Here is a 24410-nt window from a genome sequence, read left to right on the forward strand (position 1 = left end):
TATGATCAGCTTTCCAGCTGCGGCGGGAAATCAATGCGCTACAATCTTCGCAGGCCGCACATTCCGCCCATAGTAGATATCAGCGGGGATATGATGCCCGGCATACACCCTGTCAAGAAGATCAAAAAGCACAGGATCATAAGCCTTCAAATCGTCCGGGCTTTGAATCCGTTGTTCGTCATCATAGAATTCATAATTACTCCAGAACCACCATTGCGTACCTTCCGCCCAATACTCATCAACGGTATTGATCGCATATTGCCGCTTATACATTCCTTTTGCTTTTGCATTTTCATAAGCGGCATGTATTTCACGTATCAGCGCAGTATCCGCACGACGCATCGCATTCATTATATTATGACTGAATTCATGTACCAGGATATTTTCACCATAATACCTTGTACCGGCATACCCCAGCAGGTTTTCTTCGGCACAGGATGTAACAGTACCTCCCATGCCTCTTGCTCTTGCATTCCAGTAGGCCTTATCAGATACACTTGCAATGCCACCGGGCTTATCATAGTTCTCTCTTTCTGATGGAGTAAGCCTGGGATCATTCTTTGCAGGTTTTTTCCACTGACTCCGTTCAGGCAGGTCTGTTTCCATTTCCGTCTCAGCCATCACCAGTACACGCGCTCCCTGTTGCACCAGCATTGAACGGATATCAGGACGCTTTACCAGCATATAGTTAACAATATCACGCGCTACCAGCAATGCATCATCTGGTACTTTACCGGATGATAAAACAGGGATACCAAAAGCATCAGCATATTTCTTATAAAAACTATCAGCCTTCAACGCAGGTGAAGGAGCAGTCACCATCTGCTGGTTATAAGATCCAGATAAGGATTGCTTAGTTTGTGCCGATACAGGAGTTATGCTCATCGCCACTCCTACCGCCAACAGTAAGCCATTCAAAAATTTCATACTACTAATATCTGCCAAACTACAGCGATAACATATTAACGCATTACAATTATATTTTAACAGACTGCCGGGCTCCACGAAACACAGAAAATTCTTAACGACAGCCATCCTCAGTTCATCTATACATTTTATCAGTTCGTCGCAATTCACCCATAAGCAGGCAGCATTTCAATAATAGCCGGGTATCCTCATACGTTAGAGAGATTAACCCAGTCATAAAAAAAGAAGACATGAAACAGAAGAGAAACCTGGCCCTGAGCCTGCTGTTGCTGGTTAGCGCAGTAGCCTGCTCCAAAAACGACAGCGATACTATAAGCTCCGGAACCACCAGCAATATAGATAGTACCGGCATTGTATCGGCAACCGCTGAAGGCTCTGCAGAAACCGGCGCCAATGCCGATGATCTTTTAGAGAATTCCTCCTTCACCAATACCGTTACCATCCACTTCGGAAGTACTGTTACCATCACCAATCCACTTGAAGCCAGCGGCGTCACCATTACGCAAAGCGGGTCACTGGTTACCATTACATCTACCGCGAAAGCCGTTGAATATGTGTTATCCGGAACTACCACCAATGGGGGTGTAAAACTCTATAGCGATAATAAATTCAAACTCACACTTAACGGAGTGAATATTACAAACACTACAGGCCCGGCTATCAACATACAGTCAAAGAAACGGGCATTTATAATTCTGGCCGACAATACCACCAATACACTTACCGATGGCAGCAGTTACGCCACGTCAACAGAAGATCAGAAAGCCTGCCTATTCAGCGAAGGACAACTTATATTCAGCGGCAGCGGCAGCCTGAGCGTAAAAGGAAACTACAAACACGGTATTGCAAGCGATGATTATATACGCGTTCGCACAGGCACAATAACAATAACAGGAGCAGTTACCGATGGCATTCACACGAATGAAGCAGTTATCATAGATGGCGGCACCCTTAACATCACAGCATCAAGCGACGGCATAGAAGCCGACGAAGGATATATTATTGTCAACGCCGGCACTATTAATATAACCGCAGCAGACGATGGCATAGCAGCCTCTTATGAAGAAGGAGATACCAGCATTGATCCCTACGTTACCATCAATGGCGGCAATATCAATATTACCACTACCGAAGGAGAAGGGATTGAAAGCAAAAGTGTACTTACCATCAACGATGGTCATATTATCACGAAAACGGCCGATGACGGGCTCAATGCAGGTACTGCCATTTACATCAATGGTGGCTACGTATATTCTTACAGCACCGGCAATGATGCCATGGACTCCAACGGCACCTTTACCATCACCGGCGGCAAAGTGATAGCTATAGGGTCAAAATCACCTGAAGCAGGTATCGACTGTGATGCCAGAACTTTCAAGATCACAGGGGGGATCGTTGTAGGAACCGGCGGCGCCACCAGCGGCCCTACAGCAAGTGTATCAACAGTACGCTCTGTAGTTATGGGCGGCGGCAACGCCAACCAGATCATCCATATTGAAGCGGCGGACGGTACAGAAGCGCTTACCTTCCTTAGTCCAACCAGCTACAGCACCCTGCTATTTGCCAGCAGCAAGCTAAAAGCCAACACCACTTACAATGTGTACACCGGAGGCAGTGTTACCAACGCCACCAGCTTCCAGGGTCTTTATACCAGTGGCACTTACACACCGGGAACAAAAGGCGCCAGCTTTACTACCAGCAGTGTAGTTACACAAATAGGCGGCAGCATCAGCAGGAACTAATACCGTTCAGCATACATACTAATCCATTTATTCCAGGACGGCCCGTAAAGCCGTCCTCTTTTTTTAAAAAATATTTTCGTTGCCAGGCAACCATTCCCGCAAAGCCACGTACTATTACTGTATAAAAATTATATAAACGAGCACTGCGAATTGGAATTACTGGCTACCATAGTAATTGGCTGTATAGGCAACGAGCCCCGTTACCAGCGGGCGCTATACGAGCGTTATTATGGCTACGCGCTGAAGATTGTATTCCGGTATATCTACCGGTACGACAGAGCCGTGGACGTGTCGAACGATGGCTTTGTAAAGCTTTTTGGCAATTTCAGCCGTTTTCATTGCCAGGAACCGGAACATCTTGAGAAAATCCTGATGGGATGGATCCGGAAGATCATGGTGAACACGGCCATCGATGCCTTACGCAAACAGGAGATGATGCCCGAAATAGGTGGCATCCCCGAGCATATCTGGGAAGAAGCAGATCCGGGGCAGTCGGCAGAACAACGTTTGTTTCATAAAGAACTTATTGTTCAGATCAAGGAGCTGCCTCCATCGTACAGGGTGGTATTTAATATGTATGTGATCGACGGCTTCTCCCACCAGGAGATCGCCAGCCAGCTTGGCATCACAACAGGAACATCAAAATCAAACCTGGCGAAGGCAAGAGCCCATTTACAAAAAAAAATGAATAACGACCTACAGGAGTCTGATATATGCAGCAACTAGACGACGATATGGACGAACTGTTTCGCGAAGCCGCGGCCCGATACCCTCTAAAAATAGACGGAGCGAATTGGGACGCCATTCAAAGTCGCCTGCAGCAACAGCATAAACCTGTCAAAGAGGTAAAGCCCGCCAGCAGCCTCCGGTGGTTATGGTTGTTATTGCTTTTGCCCGTGTTTTTCATCGCACATCTGAGGCAGGGGGGCCGCCACACACATGAAGCAGCGGAACAATCCGTTCGTCAGGCCCGCCTAATCAATAAGCAGACGAATGGGCAAGGTCTGACAGCGGGCCGGCCAAACACCGGCAACTCCTACCCCGCAGGCGGACAGCCCCCTAAACCTGTTAAGCCAGCCGTTGAACAGGTTCATTACAAAAAACAGCCTGTTATTATCCCAACTACCGGGTCTGTTCAGACAGAACGTAACCGGTTTGTCCACCAGCCTCAGCCAGTTGGTGAACTGCCTGCTACTGTAAAAGCAAACCAACAGGCGCTGATTCTCCCGGAAAGAGAAACTATAGCCCAACACATAGATACCAACAGGCAAGTTACCGGGCAGGCTACAGTTAAAGGGAATACCCAAGACACTATTACTGGTTTCTCCGGGAAGCCGGTTTCAGACGGAAAGGCTGTTTTGAAAAACGAAAAGAAAAGCGCAGCGAAGGGGTGGTATGCCGGTTTTATAGTGAGTCCCGATCTCAGTATGGTAAAATGGCAGAGACCTGGCAAACCGGGATATGGACTTGGCATTATAGCGGGTTATTCTTTTTCAAAACGCCTTTCTGTGGAAACCGGCCTGCTCTGGGACAGAAAATATTATTACTCAACAGGTGAACATCTTAATCCTGAAAAGGTACCCCCGAACTGGAACATACTGGATATAGACGGATGGTGCCGCATGTTTGAAATACCTGTGCAGGCACGCTATACTTTCAGTATCAGAAAGCAACACAGCTGGTATGTCAATGCAGGCTTGTCTTCCTATATCATGAACCGCGAGAATTACGACTATACCTATAACAGGTATGGCACCATAGCCAAAGGAAATGTTATATACGATAATGAGACCCGAAACTGGTTTTCGGTCATTCATACAGGAATAGGATATGAAAGACGACTGGGCAAAATGGGCAATATGCGAATAGAGCCTTATGTAAAAATACCCGTTACCGGACTTGGCTGGGGCGGCCTTCCGATCACGAGCTTCGGGTTAAACATCGGCATCACAAAACCCCTTCACTGACAATAGCATAACAGATCACACATTAAGCTTAGCATACATGAAGCGAAAAAACATTGTTCTTTTTGCAATAGCACTTCTATGCCTGCTGGCAGGCTTCCGCGCTTACTATCTCTATCAGAAGCCGCGAACAACTGCGGCGGAAGAGAAGACCGAGATCACAATCGAGGCAAAGGCATTGTACCAGGCATATGGAAGTAATGAACAACAGGCAGGGAAACAGTTTAGCAATAAAATACTGGAAGTAAACGGGATCGTTTCAGAAGTGCAGGCTGCGGGCAATAACTTTTCAGTGCTTCTTACCGGCGACGAAAAAACAGGAGGCGGTGTCAACTGTAGCATAACAGATAAAGATTCAGACAAACCCGTAAAAGGACAAACCGTAAAGATCAAAGGGCGCTGCACAGGCTTCCTGTTTGATGTAAATATTTCTGACGCCAGTATCATTTCCATTCAATAAATAAAACACATATATGAAGAGCAAAATCAACCTCCTGCTTGCAGGAGCGGTGTTGTGCTGCCTGTTAGCACTGTCTTGTTCCAAAAGCAATGAAGCTACCGTAAGCAATCCCGGCAATGGCGGCGGAGGCACCCCCACACCTACCTGCGATACAGTCAACATGCAATACACCGCCAATGTATTGCCCATTATAAGAACCAACTGTTACAGCTGCCACGGCAACGGAGTCACATCAGGCGGTGTTTCTCTTGACAGTTACGACAAGCTCAAAACACAGGCAGCAAGCGGCAAACTACTGGCAGTGATCACACATGCGTCCGGCGTACCTCCCATGCCGCAAGGTGGCAAGCTATCTGATTGCGATATCAACAAGATCAGAAGCTGGATCAATCGCGGCATGCTCAACAACTAACATATTATTTAAGCATCCTATCATTTTCAGCATATGAAAAAGTTAACCACAATTCTAATGGCCGCAGTATCATATATGTCTGCACATGGCCAAACCTATCTTACCCGTAACGGGCAGGTCAGCTTTTATTCCAAAACGCCTATGGAGGATATCAAAGCAGTGAATAAACAGGTGTACGCAGCCATTGACCTGTCTACGAAAACTGTAGCCTTCACCTTGCTGCTGAAAGCTTTCCTATTCGACAAGCAACTCATGCAGGATCATTTTAATGAAAACTATGTAGAAAGCGACAAGTATCCGAAAGCAAGCTTCACCGGTTCTTTTAAAGAGAACATACCCGCCACACCCGGCAAGTATCCGGTAGAGATCCAGGGACAGCTTACCTTACATGGCGTATCACAACCTGTAAAGATACCGGCGACGCTGGAGATCATGCCTAAAGGGCTAAGCAGCACCGCCATATTCACAGTAAGGCCATCGGACTATAACATCAAGATACCATCCCTGGTAAAAGAAAAAATTGCGTCACAAATCACTGTAGAGGTTTCGGCCAACTGCTCTACCGTAAAATAGAATCCTATTATGCAGAGAACATACCTTTTTCTTTTTTCATTTCTTATGCTACAATGCATGCAACTGCAGGCCCAGGACAGTTCGTTATTACGTCTGCTGGACGATTCATTAAATGCCGACAGCCGGCAACCGCAGGAAGTAACAGGCACATTCAAAGCCACACAGCTCATTAATTTACCAACAACGGAATCACCGGCAAAGAAAACACTTCAATTCCTGATCATGCACCGGTTCGGGAAACTTAACGAGGGGGCTTACGCTCTATTTGGCCTTGACAACGCCACTATCAGATTCGGCCTTGATTATGGACTCACAGACCGTTTATCGATAGGCATTGGAAGAAGTACACTTGACAAAGCCTTGGACGGATCATTAAAGTATAAACTATTACAACAGACAGAGCACAGCATTCCCATTTCAGTAAGTTTATATGAGCTGGTCAATCATTATACTTTGCGTTATAGCGATAAGCCTTATCTCAATGCGCGTTACCGCACCAGTTATGTATCACAGTTGCTGATCGCCCGTAAATTCTCACGCAGCCTGTCGCTGGAACTGGCTCCTTCGTGGATCCATATGAACCTGGTTCCAACTCCTGACGACAAGAACGATGTATTTGTATTAAGCGCCGGAGGCAGGTGGAAGTTTACCAAACGTATGAGCCTGGATGCCGAGTACAACTATCTTCTGCCTAACCAGGCGGTCTCGTCCAATATAACCCGCTCTCTTTCATTTGGCGTAAGTATAGAAACCGGCGGGCATGTATTCCAGCTGGTAGTTACCAATGCAGCTGGCATGGCAGCGCCTTATTATCTGGCAAAGAATACAGGCAGCTGGGGCAACGGCGATATCTATTTTGGTTTTAACATTTCAAGATCATTCAACTGGAACAGGAAATAAAAAAGCCGTATCATGCTTTGATCCATCCTCCCAAGTCAAACACCTGGGGATACCTTTCAAAGTATGATACGGCCGGTCCACAATAACCTATAAAGAAAGATAGCTGCTTCTTGTCAACCCGTAGATCTCTATATCGTAAAACCGTTCGTCCTTGTAAATATGCTCTTTCAGCTCGCCTTCCTTTTCCATGCTGCATTTCTGCATTACCCGTCCCGATGCAGGATTTCCTTCCAGGTAGTGTGCAGTGATCTTGTTAAGTTCCATGGCATTGAAACCAAAATCTATTACAGCCATGGCGGCCTCAGTCAGAATATTTCTGTTCCAGAAAGGCTCAGCTAACCAGTAGCCGATCTCTGCCCTTTTATGTCTTTGGTCTGGCACCAGGCCAATACCTCCTATAAATTCACCATCCTCTTTTAACCTGATCGCAAAAAAGAACTGAGATTTATGCTCAAAGCCTTTACGAACAGTATCCAGCCAATACAATGCGTCTTCCTCTTTATACGGGTAAGGCAGGTTCAGCGTATATTCCGAAACCTTTTTGTTATTGGCATATTGCACCAGGTTTTGCAGATCCGTTTCCTGTAATTCGTTCAGCAAAAGCCTTTCCGTTTCTAGTTGTGGGAATGATTGCATGGCGTTTGGGTTTTTCTTCAATCAATAATCAATACACCAATATAGTCATTCGGTATGAACATTCCCTATTACCGGCCTTTTAAGAACCTACCAGGCTGGTCATTAGAAACAACCTTTCAAGTTTTGCCCTGGTTTATTTTTTCACCTGGTAGTCAACCACAACACCATTTACCAGCATCTTCTTTCCTTCCAAAGTTTGTCTTCCGCCAGCAGGTGTACATACCATTACAACAGCTTCTCCGGCAGGGATCTTAAACGATGCATTGCCCTTTACATTCTTTGCTATAAAGCTGCCGGCAACGGTATTATAGAGGTCATAATTTTTACCCTCATCTGCTTTCAAACTTACTTCTTTCTCTTCTTTATAGGGATTGTAATACAGGTAAGTAGGGTACGCCCCGGCGCGGAAGAAGTCGGTAGCCAGCAGGTCGAGTTGTAGTATCCCTGGCACAGCAGTGTTACGTATGATACTGCCGAAGATGCCCACATGGGCGCTGCCATAGACACTAAACTGTGAAACTGCCGGATTTTTACCAGGTACCCATTTAGGACCGTCGCCCTGGGCTACCGGCCCTTTGATGTGTTCATATTCTTCGTAAGTGGCATGCCAAACCAATCCCTCGTAGCCGATCACCCCTTTTGTTACCGCGGCCTGATCAGGAATAGCCTGATGTTCTTTGGGGATATATTGCGGGTAAAAGAACCGGGAAGCATTAGCCGCATTCAGCATCCATTTACCGATAGCTTTTGCGTAACGCTGATCGTAACGCACTATAGGAACGAGCGGCCAGGCAGCATCATAAGTATTCATAAGGAAGCCGTAACCACCATGATCAACTGTGCTGCCTACGATACCGGAGATATCGATATCGTTCCAGCGCCCTACCAATACTCCCCAGCCTTCGCGGCATTTGGGTGTGCCATCAAAGCTCCATGCCAGCATTTTTGCCAGATCATAGTTCTCCGACTCCTCCGCATTTATGCGCGCCGCCATATAGGCTCCAAAGGGCATCAGCACTTCGTAAGTAGGGTTTTCGGGTTGTGACTGCAAGGCCTTTAATGCGCTTTTAGCGCCTTCCAGGTACTTTTTATCACCAAATTTTTTATAAGCGGAATACAGTACCCAGGAATGACCGGCTGCGGCATCCGGCTGCGCGCAGATCTGCGTTTTCATGGGTTTCATTTGCGCATAGTCGAAGTAGGAATAGTTATAATTACCAGCCAGGATAGAGTCTGCGGCGTAGAATTTATCTGCAATGGTACGCGCTATGGTATCGAAGCCGGGAGCATGGGGATACTTATCGTACACAGCATAGAACAGTACATTAGGATATACATCGTACCACCAGTCGCGGCCGTACCCGCCGCCCAGCAGCGCGACTTCCGGACAGGTATTGTTCATCATTATATTCCAGTGAACGTCCTTATTAAAATAATTCTTCAGCATACTTACATAATCCAGTTCCTGCTGGTTGGCTTTATTGATACCAACGAGTGTGGCGCCAAGCACGGCGCCCATAGTATTCAGCGCTTCATGAAACATGCCTTTATGAACGCCGGGGCCCTGGCGTACATCGCCGATCGCTGTATATAAGCCTGCAACAGTTTGCCGGAAATTTTTATGACTGCTATCGAACCATATCAAAGGCCAATAGGGACCGGTAGCATTCCTGTCGTATACTACACTATCGAAACGTAAGGCCAACTGGCGATAGTCTATAATCTCCAGCGGCTGTGGCAGGTCGGGCATGGAGTCAACGCGCTGCAGGTTCAGCTGAGCTATCGCTTTACCTTTATTCGCCCCGGCTTTATGATCCTGGCAGGCAGCCGCCAGTAATACAAGACCTGTCAATAAAATACTAATCCTCATAGTTATAACATCTGAACGGTTATCAAATAAGTGCCTGTTTTTGAATAGTTATCAAACAGAATGCATCGTTGCTTCAACCGGATCAATGGTATCTGCAGGAGCAGGAGCTTCCGCTCCCAGGGCCTGGCTTTCCTTTATGATGCGTTTGGAAAGTATAATAGAATACAGTTGTAACACAGCAATAATAATGATGGCATAACGTAAGGCTATTTCAACAGAATAACCATATGCCAGCAAAAGAAATACGCCCGCTCCCATAAAACGGCCGACGTATAGTCCTGCCTCATGGTTTAAGATATAGGCAAACTCTCCACGCTTTTCGATCTTAGACAAAACATCTATCACCTGGAACTGGATAGGGAAATAAGCGAGATCCATCAGTGGTTTTGCCATAAGCAGGAAAAGCATAAACAAGATCACTCCCAGCCCGTTAAACAGGATACCATTGATCACTGCCGCCATCGTAAACAGGATAAGCCCCCCGGCAAATACAGCAACCCTATGCGAAGGCTTTGTAATTCTGCCAAGCACATACATCGTTATAGCTGCGATAATAGCGCCGACCGACTGGGCAGTACCCAAAGCGCCTTCCTTTCCCAGTAAACGCATGATAAGCATTGCCGGTGCAGTGACCAGGAAACCCTGTGCCAAACCTTTCAGCAATGCCAGGAACAACATGCGGTACCAAAGGGGATGGAATTTGAAATAAACAAACTTCCGCTGTACCGGATTGGTAAAATGGCCACGGAAGCAGACAACAGAAGCCAGAATAGTTATCACCAGCACCACACCTGTGATAATGGAATAAGCCCTTTGAACCGCCGCCGCTCCGTCGTGCGATTCTATAAACCAGCCAATGACCACCGGGATCACTACTGCTATGATAGTATAAAAGAAGGTCTCCAGCCCATAGTAATAGTTACGGTTGCCATCATTGGTAATTGCCAGCGCCAGATAGTCGCGGTTCGACCAGTAAAAGCCGAAAGACATTCCCATAATGATACCTGCTATACCAATACCTGTAAGGTCAAGTGTTTTCAAAGACATCATCACCATCATAGACACGGCGCTTAACATCATACCTATTGAATACAGTTTCCTGATGTTAAAGTGTTTCAGGAGGAATCCATTCAGGAGAAAGGTAAGCGGGATGCCGGTATAAATAGTGAGCTGGTAGATCACCACTTTGGTGGGATCATTGGAATTACGCATGACGTAGGCGGCCACAAAAATATCGATCACCGGCAGCACGAATGCATACACCAGGTTGGTGAGCACCAATATCCGGAAATTATGTGGCTGGCTATTAAAGTGCGCAACTTCACTGCTTAGTTTGTTCGCCATAAGATTATTTTAATAGATCCAGGATCGCTTTCAGCGAAAAATCTGCGCCACATACGAACTCATCGGCAGCACCATAGTAAACGGTGATAGTATCACCATCCGGATGAACAATATGCCCGTTTGTAAAAACCACTTTACCAAAGAAGCCATTAAGTTCATAATCGGCAGACGGCACCATGATAGGAGTATCTGTCCGGGCAAGCACTTTCGACGGATCCTGTAAATCGAGCAATACAGCGCCCAGGCAATATTCATGTGCTTCGTTGGCACCATGATAAATTTCAAGCCATCCCTTTTCTGTTTTAATGGGCGCAGCCCCGGCGCCTACACGTGCACTATCCCATTTCCCCGGGCGGGTTTTTACCAGACAGTGGTGATTCCCCCAATGCAGTCCATCGGGAGAGGACGCCAGCCAGATATAGTTACCACCCAGGTCAACGCTGCTGGGACGGTGGAGCATATAATACAGACCATTGACCTTTTCTTCAAAGATGGCGCAGTCTTTATTATGCGGCGGCAGTATCATACCATGGTTCTCGAACTCATCCCAATTGACGGTGGTACGCATGCCTACTCCTACTCCATTTTCAGATACGGCGGTGAAGGTGAGATAATACCTGCCTTCCAGCAGTGTAACACGGCAATCTTCGATACCAAAGGCTTCCAGGATGCCGGAGCCCTGTAATAAAGGATACCCCCCGGGTTCATAGAACCTGATGCCATCCTCACTGCATACAAGACGCAGATGAGATAATGTCGTCAGGTAATCGGCTCCTTTATAAGTAATCACACGCGGGTCAGAAGCATCCAGTTCCGGGTCATCTGTAGCAATTTCCATGATACGCATACCTGTTGGCGTTAAAACCGGAAACGAGATAATACCATCTTTCTGTACCGGCCTTTCTGCTACACGGATCAGCATCCAGGTTTTACCGTCATATTCAAATACGCCGGGGTTCAGCAGGCAGGCGATCTGAAGGCCCTCCCTGGAGGGCTTCAGATCTGCGGGCGCCAATAACGGGTTTGCGGCAAAACGCCTTGCTATATCTTTCATTCATTTATTATTTAAATAATGCCTGGTGTTTTCAAACTAAATAACGCTTTATTAATAATCAGCATTCTGCGCCATAGTACCACCTGACCTGTCGATCTCTATTTGTGGAACGGGATATAAGTAATGCCTATCCTGGAAGTTGCGGCCGATGCCTGTAAGAAATGACTTTGCAGTTTTCCAGCGTTTGAGGTCGAGGAAGCGATGTGACTCAAAGCCAAGCTCTACCCTTCTTTCCTGCATCAGCCAGTTTTTCACGGTAGCCTTATCCGTTGCACTTACATTCCTGTCGGGTAAAGTGCCTGCGGGTGCTGTGCCGCCGGTGGCAGTAACCGTAGTACGTGCACGCTGTCTTACCTGGTTGATCAATGCTATGGCAGCGGCCGGGTTATTGATTTCGTTATATGCTTCCGCTTTCCATAACAGCACATCTGCAAAACGGATCAGGACCTTATTAGAAGGAGATTGTTCGTTTCCTTTATTACCGGTGTTGGTTTCGCCCAATATTTTATAAGAAGCCTGCGCTGTAGTATTAACCGTATATAACAACCTGGGATCATTGGCTTCAAAAGCAGCCAGGAAGTTTGCTGTAGGCGCCATAAAGCCCCAGTCCATGATCGCGCAAAGGCCGTTACCATTTGCGGGTACTTGCCCGGTTACATGGTTATAGGAAAAGATCACCTCCTGATCAGCGTATTCTTTGGCAACGGCAAAGTTGTCGAAATAGTTCGCGTTCAGGTGATAGAAACCGGTTGTTTCCAGTTCATTCACCAGGGTAATAACATCGTTCCAGCGCTCCTGGAACAGTGCCACTTTTGCCTGCATAGCAATCACAGCTCCTTTCGACACACGCCACTTATCGGTATTATCGGCATATTTTGTATTAGGTAACAGGTTCTTTGCTTCACCAAGGTCTTTTACGATCTGCGCCCATACCTCTGCCGCAGGAGCTCTTTTAGCGACTTCGTAGGCCTGCTGGAAGTTAGTCAGCGGTGTTAAGATCAAAGGCACATCTCCCCAGTAGTTCACGAGTTCAAAATAGTAGTATGCTCTCAGGAAAAGCACCTCTCCCAGCATCCTGTTACGGAGCGTTTGATCCATAGACAGGCGGGTAATCAACGCTTCATCGGTAAGATAAGAGATGGCTTTATTGATACGGGCAATACCTTCATAACTAAAACTCCACTGCCCTCTGAAGCCGGGGTTATCGGCAGTGAACGAAAAAGAACTAAACTCATCGATCCAGGCCTGATCGCCGTCGGGATTCCATTTCTTTTGCATATCGGCAGAAGCAATGTCCTGCAGAATGATATCAGGGCGGAAAACTGTGCCACCAGTCCAATCCCAGTTACCTCCCAATACATTTAAAGTATTGGCAAGTGTTTGATAAGAACGGTTGACAAACGAGGTGATGGTGCCTATCTGAGGATTACTTTGAACATCTTCCTCCGTTAGCTGGCCTATAGGTTTTTTATCCAGTTGTTTGGAGCATCCAATGCCGGTGCCTATCAGCAAACAAGTGGCTATGATATATATTGATCTCATGATTATAATGTTTAGCGTACTATGAAACTCAAGCATGTTTTAGAACGTCATGTTCACACCGAAAATGAAAGACTTCGCCAATGGATACGTACCCATATCCCTGCTGTCGGTAGACTCCGGATCCAGTCCTTTGTATTGGGTAACGGTAAAGAGGTTTTGTGCAGACACATATACTCTCAGGTTCTGGATCTGCGGAACTGCTTTACCCAGTAAAGACCTGAAGGAATATCCCAGCTCTACGTTCTTCAAACGCATATAAGAGGCATCTTCGATGTAGATAGAAGACATGCGGCTGCTGCCATTGTCGCTGAAAGTAGACCGCGGCGTGCTGTTACTGCTGCCTTCTCCATTCCAGGCTTCCAGCGTACGTACGCTATGGTTGAAAGGACGCGTATCATAATCAGTGATCTTTTTCATTTCATTGAACTTATCTACGTCCTGGATGCCCTGGAAGAGAATATTCAGATCAAAGCCTTTATAACTGCCGGACATGGTAACACCATAGGTCATTTTAGGAACAGGATTACCAATAAAGGTTCTGTCCTTATCGTCGATCACACCATTATTATCCAGGTCTTTGAACCTGATATCTCCGGGTTGTTCGCGTGGATGATCGGGAGCGCCTGCATTCAATGTATTAAACAGGTGCTGTTGTACTTCGGCTGTGTTCTGATAGATGCCTTCCATTACATAACCATAGAAAGATCCCAGTGGTGTACCCGGCTGGTCTCTCCAATAGTCACCCACCCTTACAGGCAGGTTAGGGTGTAATTGTTCTACCTTGTTGGTTACAGTGGCCAGGTTAGCACCTAATGCATATTTAAATGCATTATCATAGTTCTTGTAATTAATGGCCAGTTCGATACCTTTATTAGACACCTTGGCGGCATTGATATAGGTTGGGTCCACAAAACCTGTAGAAAGCGGCAGGTTCACGGGAAGCAGGATATCGCTTGTATTCTTGATAAAATAATCAACAGACACACTTAACTTTCTTGCAATCGTGATATCTGCACCAAAGTTGGTTTGTGTAGTAGATTCCCATTTAAGGTCCGGGTTGCCATAGCGGGCAATTACATAGTCGTCACCCACTTTGCGCATGAGCTGCTGCCATTGGTAATCTTCGAACTGCTGGTTACCCAGTTTACCCACGCTGGCACGCAGCCTGAGATCGGACAACCATTTGGCGCTTTTCATGAAAGACTCTTCGCTGATGCGCCAGCCTGCCGATACGGAAGGGAAATACCCCCACCTGTTATTAGGACCAAAGCGGGAGGAGGCATCTGCGCGAAGGTTAGCAGTAAGCATATACTTTGAATCGTACATATAGGTAGCCGAACCAAAGACAGAGAATAGTGTAGACTCAATTGCGGAGCCGGAACTGCGCATATCGGTTACAGAACCATCGCTGCCATAATCGAGATACTGGAAGGAGGGATCACTATATTCAAAGCGCCTGCGTGAGCCGCCCATGTTATCACTTCTGTAAGTGATATATTCCGTACCTACCAGTGCGCTGATGGAATGTTTGTTAATTCTTGTGGAATAGTTCAATGTATTGTTCCAGGTAACAGCATACTCCTCACCTCTTGCCTCATCCAATGAGTTGGGCCTGTTCTGGCGTCCCAGTCCTTTGTCGGCATCTTCGCCTCCGCCATTATCATCACCGAAGTTCTGGTTGAACTTTTTGCTATGCCCCATGGTAAGATCAATACCTACGTTGGTACGGAGCTTCAAAGCCTGGTTTTTCAGGAAACCATATTCAGCGTAGAAGTTACCGAAGGTTTTAAGGTTATTCACCCTGTCGTTTGTGAAATAAGCCAGGGCAATGGGATTGCTGGTGTATTCGTATTCACTTTCCCAGCCACCGGCAGCCAGGTTATTATTTTTATAAAAAGGCAGATCAGTGAACGGATCCCTTGCTTTCCAGGTGGGATCGGAGGGATCTTTATAAACCGGGATCACAGGAGGCCGGATGAGCGCATGGCGGATGATACCAGGGGCATCTCCCCTGGATGATATACGGCTGAAAGCAGTATTACCAAGCTGGATATTAGTGCCCACCCTGAGGCGATCGCTCAGTGATGCATTAATATTGGTACGAAATGTAAGCCTTCTGAATTTGTCGTTGTCGAACACTACGATACCGTTTTCCTGGTAATAAGTTCCGGAAAGCAGGTATTGCACTTTATCGCTGCCGCCGCTGGCGCTCAGCTGAACGTTCTGAGAGTAGCCTGTTTCAAACAGTTCGTCCAGCCAGTTGGTATTGGCCAGGTCGGAACGGTTCTTATCGGCAGTGTAAGGATTGTTCGAGGGAGAATAACCGATGGTATTGTTCCAGCTTTCTTCCATTTTGGCCATATACTGCCGGCCATTGAGCATTTTGGGCAGGTTGCCTGCCTGCTGGATACCGCGGAAATAGTTCAGGTCGAGGCTATTCCTGCCTTTTTTACCGGTTTTGGTAGTGATCACGATAACACCGTTAGCGGACCGGGAGCCATACATGGCAGCGGCAGAAGCATCGCGCAAGATGGACATGCTGGCGATATCGGTAGGATTGAGGAAGGTGATATCGGTAGCGGGAATTCCATCTACCACAAACAGCGGGCTGGTACTGCCGATGGTACCCACGCCCCTTACCTTAATATCAATTCCATCGCCGGGAGCCCCCGTAGCGGAGGTAACATTGAGGCCGGGCACCTGGCCTTGTAACATTTGCCCTACATTGGCGACCCTGCGCACCTCGGTGTTTTCCATGTTCACCGTAGACAAAGCGCCGCTGATGGAGTTCCGGCGCTGGGTAGTATAACCTACCACCACAACATCGCTCATAGAACTGTCAACCGCTGCGTTCAGCACAATGGATAGCGCCGACTGATTCGCTACCTGTACCTCCTGTGGCTGGTAGCCGGCGTAACTTATTACCAGGGTACCGGATGGTGGCGCCATAATAGAGAATTTACCCAGTGAATCGGTAGTTGTTCCCCTGGTAGTACGCTTCACTTGTATGGAAGCATACTGCAAGGGGCTGCCTGAAGCCGATAAAACGGTACCGGAAACGCGGATATCCGGGTTCTGCGCCCGGAGCATGGCAGGTAATAAGAAACTAAGAAAAAGGATGCCGGTGCAGTACAGAAAAGACCGGATCCGGGCAGATAAGTGGGAGCTTCGCTCCTGCTGATTTCTTTTCATATAGCAGTATATTACTGTTTTAAATACCCGTAATGAAATAACCGTTAATACCATAAAAGTATGACGGTGAACAAGTTAGACTTTGCACTATAGTATCAGGACCTTACACTATAGTAACATCCGGCCATTGAGCCGGCTGCTTTTACGGGTAGTCCCATGCAGGCTGGTCATGAGATAGCTGATTGCTGCGCACGGTAGTCGTTTGGCGCCAGGTCGTATCGTTTTTTAAATTCACGGTAGAAATAAGACTGGCTATTAAAGCCGGTACGGTAGAAAATTTCGGATACGGTAAGCTGGGTAGTTGCCAGCATATGCGCTGCGTGGCGGAGCCGGATATTCTTAATGAACTCGCCCGGCGTCATGCCGGAGAGGGTTTTAATTTTCCTGTACAATTGCATTTTGCTCATAGCCAGTTCCTTTTCCAGGCGGGCTGCATTCAGCTCTACATCGTCGAGCGCGGCCTCCACGATGGCCACTACACTATCGATAAAAGCTTTATCGGCGTCGGGGATGCCGGAAGATTCCAGGTCCAGGGTTGCCGTATCCCTGAAGATCTCCGTGGTTCGTTCGCGGTATTCGAGCAGTTTCCTGATGCGCACCAGTAAATGAGCGGTATGGAAAGGTTTCGCGATATAGGCGTCGGCGCCCACCTCATAACCTTGGGTTTGATGTTCCATACTGTCTTTGGCCGATAGCAGGATAAACGGGATCTGGCAGGTAGCCGGCGCTTCTTTTACACGGCGGCACAGTTCCAGTCCATCCATATCAGGCATCATGATATCACTTATAATAAGATCGGGGGTATGCTTTTGTAAAAAGGCGATCGCTTCTGTGCCATTCACGGCTTCATACATATTATAGTGTTCCTGCAAAAGGTCACGAAGCAGGTAGCGGATATCGGCATCGTCCTCTACAATGAGCAGTTGTTTGCGGTCTTCATCGCCTACTACCTGTGTCAGGTAAGTACGTTTATTCTGTTCGCCGGCGTCATACACCTGTGGAGCTCTATGCCAGGCTGTTACCGAACGGTAGAGTAAAGAAGGATGTTCCGAAACCGTTGCAGCCGAAGCGTGATCATCCCTGTTCACCAGAGGTAACTGTACATGGAATGTTACTATATCATCGTTACATTCTGCATGAATGGCTCCCTGTAACATCGTAACCAGCTGCTGTGTAAAAGCAAGCCCTATTCCGGTACCAAATTTATCGGCCGTGCTGCCGGCGGCTGAGCCCGAATAAAAGCCGGTAAAGAGTTTATCCATTTGCTCCGGCAACATATGACAGCCGGAATTGGAAACCATCATATCAAGACGGGCGCCGGTTCTTTTCATCACGAATAAAACCGTTGCCTGTGGCGGAGAGTGCCTGAAAGCATTTGACAGCAGGTTAAAGACGATCTTTTCCAGTTTGTCTTTATCCATCCATCCTGAAATACCTTCATCGATCTGGCGGCGATAGGTTTTCTCCTGTTGTTCTGCCAGCGGAACAAAAGGCGCTGCCAGGTTGTGCAGCAGTTCGGAGATATCGCAATAACCATATTTAAGATCAGCGACATCGGCTTCCGCTTTCCTGAAATCGAGCAATTGCTGAACGAGATAGGTAAGGCGGGCAGCCTGCTGGTGAATCACCGACATAAAACGGGATCTGTCTTTTTCCATCGACCGTTCAGCCGAACCCAGGATCAACGTCAATGGCGTTTGCAGTTCGTGGGCAATATTGGTAAAGAAGCCAAGACGTTGCTGGTGCAGTTCTTCTTCCCGCAGCCTCATACGATGTTCCAGTTCCAGTTCATTACGGATCAGCATCCTGTTGCGACGGTAGCGGTAAATTGCATAGGCGCCCCAGAGGAACAGGAGCACATAGGCGATCAAAGCCGGCAATGACAGCCAGGGATACTGTTTCACTGTTACCTGCATAGCAGTAACTTCCTGAGACCATTGCCCTTCACCATTAGACCATTTCAATTTCAATTTATAGTTACCGGGTGGCAGGTTGGTATAAATGATCTTACCGGGCGTAGTTTCTTCATGCCAGATCTTATCATATCCTTCCAGCAGGTAAGTAAACTTACATTTTTCGGCATTAAAGAAGCTGACTGCCCTTACCTCCATTTCAATAAAACCTTCTTTGCGCTGCAATACATATTCGCCTGGTGTTGAGCCGGATGGATGTATGACGCTATAACTATCATCGGGTTTTAAGACCTCTCCTATGCGGCGGTTAGCCAGCACCAGGTTAGGCAGGTCATCGGTATTTTTAATTTCAGCCGGATGAAAATAACTGAAGCCAGCGACACCTCCCATCAGCAGGTATCCCGCCGCATCGCGGTAAACTGCGCCATCGGCAAACTCATTGCCATGCAAACCATCGGCCTGCTGGTAATAACTGATAGCTGCTTCCATGGGAGCAGCAGCCGAACTGGCAGCAAGCGCACCAGCAGACGAATTAGCCGGATCAACAGTTGCAGCGGCACGGGCAACCGGCGTTCCTGAAGCAACGGCCGGCGATACACGGGCCAATCCCCTGTTGGTGCTTACCCATATGGCGCCGGCGGCATCTTCCTGAATAGCGTGAATCGTATTATTGGGAAGACCGTTATCCGTAGTTAATTTATTAAACACAGGCATCGCCTTTCCCTGCTCATTTTCATTAAGCGCGTTCAAGCCATAACTTGTACCTATCCAGAGACGATGACCATTGTCGTAATACAGAGATAATACATCGTTGTTTGACAGGCTTCCTTCATAGGTAAATGCTTTATACGATGTAAAACTGCGTGACTTCTTATTCATCAGGCTAAGACCACCGTAGCGGCATCCTACCCAAAGATTATTATTCCTGTCTTCCGCCAGCGCATAAATAATGTCATTGGCGGGACCATTAACACCGTTCTTACTGTTGTTCGAAGTGTATTGCGCTATAAACTTAACGGCAAAGCCTTTACCGGGTTGTTCAGTTAATTTCAAGTGCACCAATCCAAATCCACTGGTACCCAGCCAAACAGAGCTGTCTTTATCGGGCAGGACGGCATATACCGAGCCGAAGGCCGGGAAGCGTTTTGTTCCACTCACTTCACTCCACTTTATAAAGCGCCTGTTTGTTTTATCATAAAGACCAATGCCAGCTCCATCGGTGCCTATATAAACGAGCCCATCGTGTCCTTCTTTCATTACATACACAGCATTGTTATCGAGGGATGCCGGATAAGAATAGTAACGCCTGCCAATGCCCGTTGCAGCCGCACTTACATCCGGCATTTCTATGATACCACCACCTTTGGTACCTATCCACAGGCTTCCATTCACTTTACAGAATGAACGTACAGCGCGATTGTAAGGCATATTGTTATCTGCCATCGCAACAGAGACAAAAGGTTTGGTTGCCGGAGACACTTTGATGATACCATTACCATCGGTGCCATACCATAAGATCTGTTGTGGTCCCTTGCACCAGGATGTGATACGGATATGCTGCATCTGCTGTACTTCTGCAGCCAGGAAAGACGACGATTGAAAAGCAGCATCATACACGGCAAATCCCCTGTTTGCCCACGCCAGCAGATAATGCTCTTTGTAGAAGCTCATAGCAGTAATCCCTGCAGGCAATGTAAGCAGCCTGGTTGTTTGACGCGCATTGCCGGAAAGGCGATAAAGCTGGTTACCGGCGTCAACATAAAACAAGGCATCATTCAGGAGAAAAAAGCTATTGATGCCGCGGGTGGCAGCTGCATGACGGATAGCATTAAAGCTCCATCCATCGGCCTGGTATGCTTCCAGTATGCCGGCATTATTCAGCAACCAAAGGCGATTAGACCTGTCGAAAGCCATTTTAGTTACACCGGATGGGTGGCGTGGTAAAACACAAAGGCGAAAAGTATCTGCCGCCACGTCGTAACGGAGCAGCCCGTCATGCTGGGTAAAACAATACACAGTTCCGGCAGTATCAACAGTCAGCTGAAACTCCTGTTCACCGATGTTGCTGCGCTGATACTGGCCGTAAAAATAGTTTCTGATCGCACCGGTAGTTTTATTGAAACGGGAAATACCTTCGATAGTGCTCACCCAAAGATTTCCCCTTTTGTCTTCTGTAATAAACCGGGCGACATTGTTGCCTATGCCACTGCTGCTACCGGTGTTGCCATAATTGAATACATGGAAACTACTGCCATCGTAGCGGTTAAGGCCATCCCAGGTAGCAACCCATAGGAGGTTATCGGCGTCGTTATAAAGAAAATTCACAGAGCTGTTAGAGAGGCCGTTCTTGTTATCGAGCTTTTGAATGAGGAAGCGTGCAAGCGGAACAGGCTGGGCATGCAATTGAGAGAACGCACTGCAAAACAATACAGGCAAAAGGATACAGCAGCATAATCCGGATATTGGAATGCACCGGGCAATCCTCTTCTTCGCAAGCAACATTCGCATCGGGTTTTATAGTGGTACAAGGGTTGACCACAAAAAGTACGCCGTTTGGAAACGGCGCCGCATGATACAGTCTTCATATGCGAAGTTTTGGATCAGTATTTCATTATCTGCGTCTTTAAGTATGCGTCCAGTTCCTGTTGTTTTAACTCCAATAAGGTGCCGATCCCGGAAACTATATCGGCATCAGGGATAGCAAGGAACTGCTTCCAGCCATCGAACCCTTTCTTTTCATATACCAGCTTTGCCAGCAGGGAACCTATAGCATAGAGCGTCGACACATCGGCATTGATATCTTTCATAGATCCTTCCGGGAGGAGACCGGAGGGGCTGACATTATTATCGAGGACATATTTCTTTAATACCGCCAGCAATTGCTGATAAGGAAGCCCCGCGCTACCTCCCAGATAGGAAGCAATACCTTCATTGGCCAACCTCAATGGCGATGCAATGCCGAGATCATTTATATATTCGTGCACCAATTCATGCGGATAATATTCAGTATTACTTCCCGAGAATACAACGCCATTCTCTATCACACCACCGTTCCTGGCATAAAACATATTGCGTACATAATCCGCCCCTTTCACATTATACATTTGATGTACATCTCTGCAAGAGTAATAGGTAAACTTCTTAACGGGCAGCTTAAACAGGTGTGCCAGTGAATCATTGAATTTATTCAACGCATTTGCTTCGTTGCGGTTAAAGGTTTCCTCTGACTGTTTTAAATAGCTGATGTTACCTATTGTAGTTTTATACCAGTCTCTTGTATACCAGTCGGTATAGCTTTCAAAAACAAACTTTTTCTTTATGTTATCATAATTAGCCAGCAGGTTGTATACTGCCTGGATTGAATTGTGAGAAGTGTCGTCCCGCGATATAAATGCCATCTTTGCAATGTATTGTTTACCGGTAACTATATCCATTACGCCCAGCAAAGTTGGCTTATAGTACTCCGGGTTATCGTAGTACATACCAGAATAGTAGATCTTATAGATCAATGCTGCGTCTCCCCATTTTGCCATTGCCGAATCGCTGAACTGGTTATGCAAATATTCAAGATCCCTCCGGTTCCGGAAAAGGGAATCCACTGCGTTATAAAATTCTTCCTGCCGTTCTATATTGGCAGAATTATGTTTATGATCGAGGTTCCAGGAGATGCCTCCCAACTGTTCAATAGACTGTGCAGTTGAAGGAAAAGACCAGGTTAGCAGTAACGCTATCCCCCAAATAAAACTCCGCCCCTGCCGAAAATTCTTCATGGTATCTTTTTAAACTTGTTTTACTACCAAGGGGTACGAAAGAGCAGGCAAGGATTAAACCTGCGGACACTAAGATCGTGGTGTTTGGCCGAACAAACCATCTGCTCATACTATAATAGCGCCGTTAGTGTAAATAGAGTGCTGGCGGTTTTTACTATATTGGAGATCCGTTGCTGTCCATTTCAGGCAACGGTATAAGGTTTAGTGACGGCCAACCGGAGTAGGGCAATAGTTTGCGTAACCTGCGGGGAACGATTGGCGCCCTCAAGGGCAGTTTGCATATAGACAGTACTTACGGAAAGGCCCCAAAATATCGTTGAGTATCCCTTACCGTAACAACCTCTAAAGTTCCTAGCGAATGCGGAGGAGACACCCAAAAATGGCTATAAAGTGATTAACTTAGGATATGGCTGTCTAAGTAGTTTTATTCGACGATAATGCCTTCCTGCTGGATGCGTTTGAGATCCTGTTCTATAATATGGAACATATTGTACTGAAAGCCCGTTTTACCGATACCCGCGACTTATTGACCCGTATACAGCAATAACAGCCTGATATATACTTATGGATATCAACATTCCACCCATGGACGGCATAACAGCCATCCTTGAGATCATTGTTGCACACTCACAGGCGAAGATCATAGTGAAGGTCACAGCTATAAAATGATCGCCGATGAATGTGGCATCAGTTACCAGACCGTGAAGTCTCATATCAAGAACATATACCACAAGCTGCATGTAGCCAGCATGACGGAAGCAGTAAGTAAAGCGCTCCGGGGAAAGCTGGTATAAACCAATAGGCGGTTATCCATTACACCGGTTCAGGTCCTGTGCCTTTGTCGTCAATCTTTATTTCCCCGGTTTTGACCGGGCTTTTGGAAGGTTGTTCTTCGCCGAAGAGCACTCCCCACTGGCGGAACATTTCTGTGCGGTCGAAGATGATCTTAAGAATGGCTATTATGGGTAAAGAGAGGAACATACCCGAGATACCCGCCAGCTTGCCGCCTACGAACACACCAACGATACTAGCCAATGCGTTGATCTTTACTTTGGAGCCAACGATCCTGGGCATGAGAATATTGTTATCGAAGAACTGAACAACAGCTATAACGATAAGAACCGTCCATACCGGCCCCAGTTCCTGCGAAGATGAGACCGTTAATAAAACGGCAATGAGGTTACCTATCAGCGCTCCTATATAGGGAATAAGGTTAAGGAAGGCAAACATAATAGCTATTAAGATCGCATGCTTGATCCCAAAAACAGAAAGCAGGATGCCTAACAATATTGTCATATAAGTTATCTGAATGAGCAAGCCCCCAATATAACTTTTGATAATAGCTTCTGTTTCGTGCATCACCTCCTGTACCTTATCATGGGCCGAGCCACGAAACCAAAGGAAGACGAAATTGAGTAATAAATTTTTATAATATAAAAGGAAAAAGATATAGATGGGGATGAGTCCGAAGAAAAGGAGCAGGTTGGTGGCTGAAGCCGCAACGGAGCCAAGCAGGTTGCCCGCATAGTTGAGCAGTTTATTCCCCTGTTCGTTTATTACCTGGGTTTGCTGCTGGGCAGAAAAATGGCCTTTCTTTTCGATCCATGCGCTCAGATTATTGATGTGCATGGTCATATTATCTCTTATTTTGGGAAAATCGCTTACGAGGCTGTTTATCTGGCGGAAGAAGAGCCATACGAAGAGCGCCACAACAATCACCAGCAGCAGGATAGCAAGCAGTATAGCTATCGTTTGGGGCACCTTTTTTTTCACCAGGAAACGACAGACGGGCAATAACACCAGGGAAAGAAAGAAGGAAAGGATAAGCGGCATGATAACGTCGCTCGCCAGCATTATGAGGGCGCCAACCAAAAAAAGCCCCAGCATTTCAATCGATCGCCGCACGGTGAGGGGCAGGGTAGAATTTTCCATGGTGTGTCAGTTGTTTTATAGCCGGTCAATATTTCAAGAAGCAGGCCATTCCTGCAATCTAATGAAAAAAACAAGATTACCTGTATACAGGTATTGTTGGTATCCTGTTTGAGTTATAGGTTTGTGGTACATTTTTTATAGTAAAATATTGGTATGCGGTATAAGTATGGGCGTGCTTA

General features: G+C 46.8%; 18 protein-coding genes. 8 read left to right on the forward strand and 10 right to left on the reverse strand.

Annotation, left to right across the window (positions count from 1 at the left end):
- Positions 1-30: 30 nt before the first annotated feature.
- Positions 31-927, reverse strand: a complete 897-nt coding sequence (locus tag ESB13_RS11655) for a glycoside hydrolase (protein WP_129003461.1) — start codon at positions 925-927, stop codon at positions 31-33.
- A 230-nt stretch (positions 928-1157) separates the two neighbouring features.
- Between ESB13_RS11655 and ESB13_RS11660 the strand changes: the two genes are divergently transcribed.
- The 7 genes from ESB13_RS11660 to ESB13_RS11690 all read left to right on the forward strand — a co-directional run bounded on the left by ESB13_RS11660 (position 1158) and on the right by ESB13_RS11690 (position 6978).
- The gene (locus ESB13_RS11660) at positions 1158-2669 is read left to right on the forward strand and encodes a carbohydrate-binding domain-containing protein (protein WP_129003463.1); all 1512 of its coding nucleotides are present in this window, start codon (positions 1158-1160) and stop codon (positions 2667-2669) included.
- 150 nt (positions 2670-2819) lie between these two features.
- Positions 2820-3395 (forward strand): RNA polymerase sigma factor, encoded by a 576-nt coding sequence (locus ESB13_RS11665; protein WP_129003465.1) that lies wholly within the window; start codon positions 2820-2822, stop codon positions 3393-3395.
- Positions 3383-4636, forward strand: coding sequence for an outer membrane beta-barrel protein (locus ESB13_RS11670; protein ID WP_129003467.1), 1254 nt, complete (start codon positions 3383-3385; stop codon positions 4634-4636). Before ESB13_RS11665 ends, ESB13_RS11670 begins: the two co-directional genes overlap by 13 nt.
- A 37-nt stretch (positions 4637-4673) precedes the next feature.
- Positions 4674-5093: an OB-fold protein gene (locus tag ESB13_RS11675; RefSeq protein ID WP_129003469.1), complete on the forward strand. Its 420-nt coding sequence runs from the start codon at positions 4674-4676 to the stop codon at positions 5091-5093.
- 13 nt (positions 5094-5106) lie between these two features.
- The gene (locus tag ESB13_RS11680) at positions 5107-5505 is read left to right on the forward strand and encodes a c-type cytochrome (protein WP_129003471.1); all 399 of its coding nucleotides are present in this window, start codon (positions 5107-5109) and stop codon (positions 5503-5505) included.
- 57 nt (positions 5506-5562) lie between these two features.
- Positions 5563-6078: a YceI family protein gene (locus ESB13_RS11685; protein ID WP_164974183.1), complete on the forward strand. Its 516-nt coding sequence runs from the start codon at positions 5563-5565 to the stop codon at positions 6076-6078.
- Between the two features lie 9 nt (positions 6079-6087).
- Positions 6088-6978: a DUF5777 family beta-barrel protein gene (locus ESB13_RS11690; protein ID WP_129003475.1), complete on the forward strand. Its 891-nt coding sequence runs from the start codon at positions 6088-6090 to the stop codon at positions 6976-6978.
- Positions 6979-7065: 87 nt separating this feature from the next.
- On the opposite strand, the gene ESB13_RS11695 is transcribed toward ESB13_RS11690, so the two are convergent.
- From ESB13_RS11695 to ESB13_RS11730, 8 genes are all read right to left on the reverse strand, one after another.
- Positions 7066-7614, reverse strand: a complete 549-nt coding sequence (locus ESB13_RS11695; protein ID WP_129003477.1) for a GNAT family N-acetyltransferase — start codon at positions 7612-7614, stop codon at positions 7066-7068.
- Between the two features lie 133 nt (positions 7615-7747).
- On the reverse strand, positions 7748-9484 hold the full coding sequence (locus ESB13_RS11700) for a hypothetical protein (protein ID WP_220399659.1): 1737 nt from the start codon (positions 9482-9484) through the stop codon (positions 7748-7750).
- A gap of 51 nt (positions 9485-9535) precedes the next feature.
- Positions 9536-10828, reverse strand: a complete 1293-nt coding sequence (locus ESB13_RS11705) for an MFS transporter (RefSeq protein WP_129003479.1) — start codon at positions 10826-10828, stop codon at positions 9536-9538.
- A 4-nt stretch (positions 10829-10832) separates the two neighbouring features.
- Positions 10833-11882, reverse strand: a complete 1050-nt coding sequence (locus ESB13_RS11710) for a glycoside hydrolase family 130 protein (protein ID WP_129003481.1) — start codon at positions 11880-11882, stop codon at positions 10833-10835.
- A 51-nt stretch (positions 11883-11933) separates the two neighbouring features.
- Positions 11934-13424: a RagB/SusD family nutrient uptake outer membrane protein gene (locus ESB13_RS11715; protein WP_129003483.1), complete on the reverse strand. Its 1491-nt coding sequence runs from the start codon at positions 13422-13424 to the stop codon at positions 11934-11936.
- Between the two features lie 39 nt (positions 13425-13463).
- The gene (locus tag ESB13_RS11720) at positions 13464-16616 is read right to left on the reverse strand and encodes a SusC/RagA family TonB-linked outer membrane protein (RefSeq protein ID WP_220399660.1); all 3153 of its coding nucleotides are present in this window, start codon (positions 16614-16616) and stop codon (positions 13464-13466) included.
- Between the two features lie 167 nt (positions 16617-16783).
- Complete coding sequence (locus ESB13_RS11725; RefSeq protein ID WP_164974184.1) at positions 16784-20965, reverse strand: hybrid sensor histidine kinase/response regulator transcription factor; 4182 nt, start codon at positions 20963-20965, stop codon at positions 16784-16786.
- 164 nt (positions 20966-21129) lie between these two features.
- Complete coding sequence (locus tag ESB13_RS11730; protein WP_129003487.1) at positions 21130-22299, reverse strand: hypothetical protein; 1170 nt, start codon at positions 22297-22299, stop codon at positions 21130-21132.
- Positions 22300-22964: 665 nt separating this feature from the next.
- Here ESB13_RS11730 and ESB13_RS11735 point away from each other — a divergent pair.
- The gene (locus ESB13_RS11735) at positions 22965-23093 is read left to right on the forward strand and encodes a helix-turn-helix transcriptional regulator (protein ID WP_129003488.1); all 129 of its coding nucleotides are present in this window, start codon (positions 22965-22967) and stop codon (positions 23091-23093) included.
- A gap of 19 nt (positions 23094-23112) precedes the next feature.
- Here ESB13_RS11735 and ESB13_RS11740 read toward each other — a convergent pair whose 3' ends face one another.
- Positions 23113-24231, reverse strand: a complete 1119-nt coding sequence (locus ESB13_RS11740) for an AI-2E family transporter (RefSeq protein ID WP_129003490.1) — start codon at positions 24229-24231, stop codon at positions 23113-23115.
- Positions 24232-24410 lie beyond the last annotated feature (179 nt).

This window comes from Filimonas effusa, from assembly GCF_004118675.1.
In the GTDB taxonomy this organism is placed as follows: Bacteria; Bacteroidota; Bacteroidia; order Chitinophagales; family Chitinophagaceae; genus Filimonas; species Filimonas effusa.

Coding starts and splice junctions, on each gene's coding strand:
- ESB13_RS11735 (WP_129003488.1), top strand. CDS start 22,965: ATGATCGCCGATGAATGTGGCATCAGTTACCAGACCGTGAAGTCTCAT.
- ESB13_RS11715 (WP_129003483.1), bottom strand. CDS start 13,424: ATGAGATCAATATATATCATAGCCACTTGTTTGCTGATAGGCACCGGC.
- ESB13_RS11740 (WP_129003490.1), bottom strand. CDS start 24,231: ATGGAAAATTCTACCCTGCCCCTCACCGTGCGGCGATCGATTGAAATG.
- ESB13_RS11655 (WP_129003461.1), bottom strand. CDS start 927: ATGAAATTTTTGAATGGCTTACTGTTGGCGGTAGGAGTGGCGATGAGC.
- ESB13_RS11680 (WP_129003471.1), top strand. CDS start 5,107: ATGAAGAGCAAAATCAACCTCCTGCTTGCAGGAGCGGTGTTGTGCTGC.
- ESB13_RS11730 (WP_129003487.1), bottom strand. CDS start 22,299: ATGAAGAATTTTCGGCAGGGGCGGAGTTTTATTTGGGGGATAGCGTTA.
- ESB13_RS11690 (WP_129003475.1), top strand. CDS start 6,088: ATGCAGAGAACATACCTTTTTCTTTTTTCATTTCTTATGCTACAATGC.
- ESB13_RS11720 (WP_220399660.1), bottom strand. CDS start 16,616: ATGAAAAGAAATCAGCAGGAGCGAAGCTCCCACTTATCTGCCCGGATC.
- ESB13_RS11660 (WP_129003463.1), top strand. CDS start 1,158: ATGAAACAGAAGAGAAACCTGGCCCTGAGCCTGCTGTTGCTGGTTAGC.
- ESB13_RS11670 (WP_129003467.1), top strand. CDS start 3,383: ATGCAGCAACTAGACGACGATATGGACGAACTGTTTCGCGAAGCCGCG.
- ESB13_RS11685 (WP_164974183.1), top strand. CDS start 5,563: ATGGCCGCAGTATCATATATGTCTGCACATGGCCAAACCTATCTTACC.
- ESB13_RS11705 (WP_129003479.1), bottom strand. CDS start 10,828: ATGGCGAACAAACTAAGCAGTGAAGTTGCGCACTTTAATAGCCAGCCA.
- ESB13_RS11710 (WP_129003481.1), bottom strand. CDS start 11,882: ATGAAAGATATAGCAAGGCGTTTTGCCGCAAACCCGTTATTGGCGCCC.
- ESB13_RS11700 (WP_220399659.1), bottom strand. CDS start 9,484: ATGAGGATTAGTATTTTATTGACAGGTCTTGTATTACTGGCGGCTGCC.
- ESB13_RS11675 (WP_129003469.1), top strand. CDS start 4,674: ATGAAGCGAAAAAACATTGTTCTTTTTGCAATAGCACTTCTATGCCTG.
- ESB13_RS11695 (WP_129003477.1), bottom strand. CDS start 7,614: ATGCAATCATTCCCACAACTAGAAACGGAAAGGCTTTTGCTGAACGAA.